The 5,039-nt window shown below is 43.5% G+C and carries 3 protein-coding genes and 1 pseudogene; 1 reads left to right on the plus strand and 3 read right to left on the minus strand.

Annotation, left to right across the window (positions count from 1 at the left end):
• Nucleotides 1-141 precede the first annotated feature (141 nt).
• Nucleotides 142-810 (minus strand): hypothetical protein, encoded by a 669-nt coding sequence (locus O9295_RS08060; protein ID WP_288032617.1) that lies wholly within the window; start codon nt 808-810, stop codon nt 142-144.
• 208 nt (nt 811-1,018) lie between these two features.
• Between O9295_RS08060 and O9295_RS08065 the strand changes: the two genes are divergently transcribed.
• Nucleotides 1,019-3,142: a serine/threonine-protein kinase gene (locus tag O9295_RS08065; RefSeq protein ID WP_288032619.1), complete on the plus strand. Its 2,124-nt coding sequence runs from the start codon at nt 1,019-1,021 to the stop codon at nt 3,140-3,142.
• 22 nt (nt 3,143-3,164) lie between these two features.
• On the opposite strand, the gene O9295_RS08070 is transcribed toward O9295_RS08065, so the two are convergent.
• Together O9295_RS08070 and O9295_RS08075 are read right to left on the minus strand one after the other, a co-directional pair.
• A complete protein-coding gene (locus tag O9295_RS08070) occupies nt 3,165-4,547 on the minus strand; it encodes an aromatic ring-hydroxylating dioxygenase subunit alpha (RefSeq protein WP_288032618.1) in 1,383 nt (460 codons plus the stop codon).
• Nucleotides 4,548-4,910: 363 nt separating this feature from the next.
• Nucleotides 4,911-5,039 (minus strand): annotated as a pseudogene (locus O9295_RS08075) (RNA-guided endonuclease TnpB family protein); the annotation flags it as partial.

A 5,039-nucleotide genomic window follows, 5' to 3' on the forward strand; every position in this document is an offset into this window, starting at 1 on the left:
TTGGAGTGATCGGGGGTAAAATTCCTGGACTTTTTCCCTGAAAATTAGGTAACTGACTACCTCAAAATCGGTAAAACCCTACACCCCACACCCCACACCCCACACCCTGCCCCCACGAAAAACTTTTTCAGCAGACCCTAACTAATCTCTGATCACTAGGGGCGATTGCAGGGTAATATTTAAATCTCGATCGGGGTTAACAGAGTATAACTGCACGGAACTACCACCGACAATTCCCGCCGCCGGTAAGCCCCATCCCGCAAGGGTTCCCACGGCTGCCCCCGCTAAGACATCGAGAACTTCGATCTTGCGATCGCCCGTAAGAGCAGCGATCGCTGTGGCTGCCCCCGCACCGGCGAGGGTTCCCCCTAAGATATCTTGAGTTTTTGCCCCTTTACGCAGGGTTTCAGTGGTAGTAATTAATCGCGAAGTAGCATTGAGGGGAATAGTGCGATTGCCCCCATCAAGGCCAATTTCATCGGCAATAAACCGCACACCTCGGCCCGCCGCTTCTAAAGTACCCTTGACTTCACTTCCCGCTGCAATCACCACAATCCCATTGCGGTTACGAATATCTCTGGCTACGGTTAAAGTCAGAGGAATAACATCACTTTTAGAAACTAAAATTTTATCGGCTTTCTCGTAATTCAAAGGGATAACTGTTCCGGCTGGAATCGAGATTTGTTGAGCGATGAGACGTGGCCGATTAATATTACTTTGAGCGAGGACGGGAAAAGTACCGGACATCGACCCCATGAGCAGGGTAATCAGTAAAGCTGTACTGGCTCTAGTAACAGGATTCATAGACATAGCGGTTATCCTCTCAAAAAACAACAGTGAACTTTCTCTGTTTCTAGATTATTTTTTTCTGTCTGTCATGTCAGTCCCCTCAACAGGGAATTTTTTCCCTCTCTATAGGGAAAAAAGTAGAATGGGAAAGTTTCCGCATTTTGTCCATCGACCGCAAAAGAGAGCCGAAAAGCCTAGAATAGTAAAAAACCTCGGATTGCCATCGTCTATGGAACTCGCTGCCGGAAACATCCTTAGTCATCGCTACCAAATTATCCGTCAATTGGGAAAAGGGGGATTCGGACAAACTTTCTTGGCCTGCGATCGCCAGTTACCCAATCAAAATCGTTGTGTGATCAAACAATTTAAACCCCAGTGCCAGGATGCCGAAACTGTAGCCATCGCTAGACGACTCTTTGAAAACGAGGCGAAAATCCTGCAAGAATTGGGCATTCATCGCCATATTCCCCGTTTATTTGCCTATTTTGAGGAAAATGGGCAATTTTTCCTCGTGCAAGAATACATTGAAGGGGAAGATTTAGCCAGAGAAATTATTGCCGGTGTCTATAGGCAAGATGAAGGGAAAGTGGTGGCTTTATTAACAGAAATTCTCTCAATTCTCGAATTTGTCCATCACAAACAGGTGATCCATCGCGATGTTAATCCCTTTAATCTTATTCGTCGCAGCCAAGATCATCAATTGGTTTTAATTGATTTTGGTGCTGTCAAACAAATTAGCACTCAAGTGGTTAAAGAAGGTAAAACCGTTTCTACCATCGCTATTGGTACCCCTGGTTATTTCCCCAGTGAACAGGCCCAAGGTTATCCGCGTTTTAGTAGCGATATCTATGCCACTGGTATTATTGGATTACAAGCTTTAACCGGTAAAGATCCCGAAGATATTCCACTGGATGCTCGCACGGGGGAAATTCTCTGGCAACATTTGGCCATGACTAGCGCCGAGTTTAGTTATGTTATCGAGCGCATGATCCGCTATGATTTTCGTCAGCGTTATACCAGTGTCAGTGAAGCATTAATCGATCTGAGAAAATTAGGTAAAATTTATCATCTCGCTCCGAAAACTACCTATGGGGTGAAACCTCAAGGTCTGATTGCTCGTCAAGGGAAATCTTGGTTAAAAAAAATCTTATCTGTCTGTGGGACAATTGGCTTAATAGCAGGTTCTTATCTGGGTTTTGACTATTGGAAAAATTCTCGTAATTCTCTTCGTTACTATCAACAAGGTCAGACTTTTTATCAACTCAAACGCTATACCGATGCCCTCAATTACTATGATCAAGCCTTAAAAATTAATCCCGATTATCTTGAGGCATTCCAAGGAAAAGCTGATGCTTTATTAGCTTTACAAAGATACTCGGAAGCTTTAATTATCTACGAAAAAGCTATTCAAATTAACCCAGATTCCGCTTGGCCAGCTTGGCTCGGTCGCGGGCAAGCTTTAGATAAGTTAGGCAAAAATCAAGAGGCTTTGGAAAGTTTTGAGCGGGTCTTATCTCTTAATCCTGCCGCTAGTCAAGCTTGGCAAGGTAAGGCCGATATCTATCTAGAACTGCAACAATATTCCGCCGCCCAAAAAGCTCTTGACAAATTGTTAACTTTTCAGCAAAATGATGCCAAAACATGGTATAAAAAAGGCTGGTCATTACAAAATATTGAGGATTATGAAGGGGCAGTTAAAGCCTATGATCAGGCTCTAGCGCTCGAGTCGGATAATGCCTTAATTTGGTATCAAAAAGGTAATAGTTTGTATCAATTAAATAAAGTTAATGATGCTTTAGAAAGTTATAGCAAAGCCGGACAATTTAATCCCCAATTTTCCCAAGCTCACTATAGTCAAGGGATTATTCTGCAAAAATTAGGTCGCAAGTCAGAAGCTTTGGAGGCATTTACTCAAGCAACTAAAGCCAATTCTAATTATTATCAAGCTTGGTTAAATCAAGGCGCATTACTTCATCAAATGGAAAGATTTCAAGAAGCGATCGCATCCTACGAAAAAGCTCGCCGCATTTCTTCCCAAAAAGCCGAAGTTTTTATCGGTATCGGTAACGCTTGCTATCGTTTAGGCGACAATTCCCAAGCCATAACCGCCTATCAACAGGCGATTCAAAGGCAAAAAGATAACCCCGAAACCTGGAAAAGTTTAGGCAATAGTTGGTTTAAACTCGGTCAATACGAGCGAGCGATTCAAGCTTATCAAGAATCACTTCGTTATCGTTCCAATGACCGAGAAGTGCAAACACAAAAACAACTGGCAGAAACTCGCTGGCAAGAACTTCAGCAATCTTCCCAAAACCAAACCCCCAAAGTCGATAGTGAGGAACAGGTTCCCTAACTTCCGCTCTTTTTCGGCAGCTTTATCGCTTTTTACCGGTATTTCTCGGCAATAATTCCCGTCCTTGATAAAACTGTTTTTTCAGTTCTCCCAAGCGCCAATAAGCTGCCACCATAATTACAGTTAATGCTGTCAGCACTGTCACGGGAAGGAGGGCCGATGGACCGAAAATTAGGGCTAAAAGTGGTAGAGATAGACCAAGAATAATAGCGATCGCTAATGTTAACCCCCGCAAACGATTAATATTTTTTAAAGCCCCTTGACAAACAGCACAATTTTTGGTATGGGAGTGATAGCGTTCGAGGAGAATCTCTTTTGATTGTCGGGGGGGGAAAGGTTGACCGGCGAAAGGATCAGCTTGGTATTGATTAACCCAATTGCGATACTCAAACACGAATAAATCCGCTTTGGTGGGGAGATAACAAGCTTGACTAAAATTCCGACTATCCCCCTGAGCTTGCAGATAACGCTCTTGATAGTAGAGAAAAATCTGATCATCTTCAAGAATAGCGTTTTGATTGATGTGGGAATACCAAGTGGGGGTAAGCTTAATGAAGAATTTCGGCAGTTTAGAGTTAAATTTAAAGGGAAAACGAGCAAAGAGACGACATTCTCCCTGACGGATGGGAGTTGCATAGACTGCGGTTAAAGTCCGTCCGAACTTTTCCGAGGTGAGATCGTGGTAAATTAATCCGGGGGCGATAAAATTGCTGTATTGTTGACCTAATTTACCTTTACGCGGTCCTTCGGGCCAAATTCCCTTAAATCCCTGACGATTGGACTCGATAATTTCTAATTCCATAGGAGCGGCATTGGCCCGATTACCGATGGTGAGATGATGGGTATAGGGAACATGACTAGAATCGATAATATTTTCGATTAAAGTGACGGCCGAGTAGGGTAGATCTCGAAAGGTATCCAAACAAATCCAAGCATCAGCATCCTCCTCCATGGGTTCAATAATTGGAATCGCAGTCAGGGGAGCATTTTCGGGATTACCCGCATAAACGAATAATAATCCCTGACGGATAGCCGTGGGAAAAGACCGCACACAAGCGCGTCGAGAGGTGTTAGCTTGACTGTTTTCCGGTTGTTGGGGAATAAATTCACAGTTTCCTCCTCCGGAAAAAGACCAACCGTGATAGGGACATTCTAGATGTCCGCTTTCGTTAAGACGACCTTCTGAGAGAGGAGCGAGACGATGGGGACATTTATCCTCGAAAACTCGCCATTCTTGCTGATTTTTGTCCCACCAAATCACTAAATCCTCTTCTAGTAGGGTAAAGCGTTGGGGCTGCTTTTTGTCTAAATCTTTGACGTAGTAGATAGGATACCAAACTTGACGACAATCAAAGCGATCGATATCTGTTCCCCCGATGGGATAGGTAGCAGTGCTGCTCAACATAAATTTTAAAATAAGTTAACATTTCTCCTCCAAAATCTAACAAATTTAATCGACAAAAGGGGACAGATGCCGGTATCTGCTGGGGAAACAAACACTGGCACTATATTTTGGGGTGATAATTAAAGGGTAGTCTCCCATGGATAAAGCGAGAATGGGAGAAGGATCAAGATGAAACTAAGGGGAGTTTACCAGAATGTCCGGAGAAACCGTCACTTATTCCCTAGAAACTGTCTTAAAGGATATCAAAGACAGCGTTAAGGATGTTAGTCAAAAAATAGATAATCTACAAAGGGACGTTAATCAAAAATTTGACAAGATTGTTGACATCCTCGCCGCCGTAAAACGGACGGCGATTCCCAAACCTCACGATTTAGGTTTCTGCTTCTTTCCCTTGCGGGGTTCCGCACCTGCCTTAACAGATTTACTCTGTTCTGGTCTTATGGTCGCTCTACAGACTGACACCGCAAGCCCTGCGGCCAAAATATTTTTACT

The organism is Microcystis sp. LE18-22.4A, from assembly GCF_027531105.1.
Taxonomy (GTDB): domain Bacteria; phylum Cyanobacteriota; class Cyanobacteriia; order Cyanobacteriales; family Microcystaceae; genus Microcystis; species Microcystis aeruginosa.

Coding starts and splice junctions, on each gene's coding strand:
- O9295_RS08070 (WP_288032618.1), bottom strand. CDS start 4,547: ATGTTGAGCAGCACTGCTACCTATCCCATCGGGGGAACAGATATCGAT.
- O9295_RS08065 (WP_288032619.1), top strand. CDS start 1,019: ATGGAACTCGCTGCCGGAAACATCCTTAGTCATCGCTACCAAATTATC.
- O9295_RS08060 (WP_288032617.1), bottom strand. CDS start 810: ATGTCTATGAATCCTGTTACTAGAGCCAGTACAGCTTTACTGATTACC.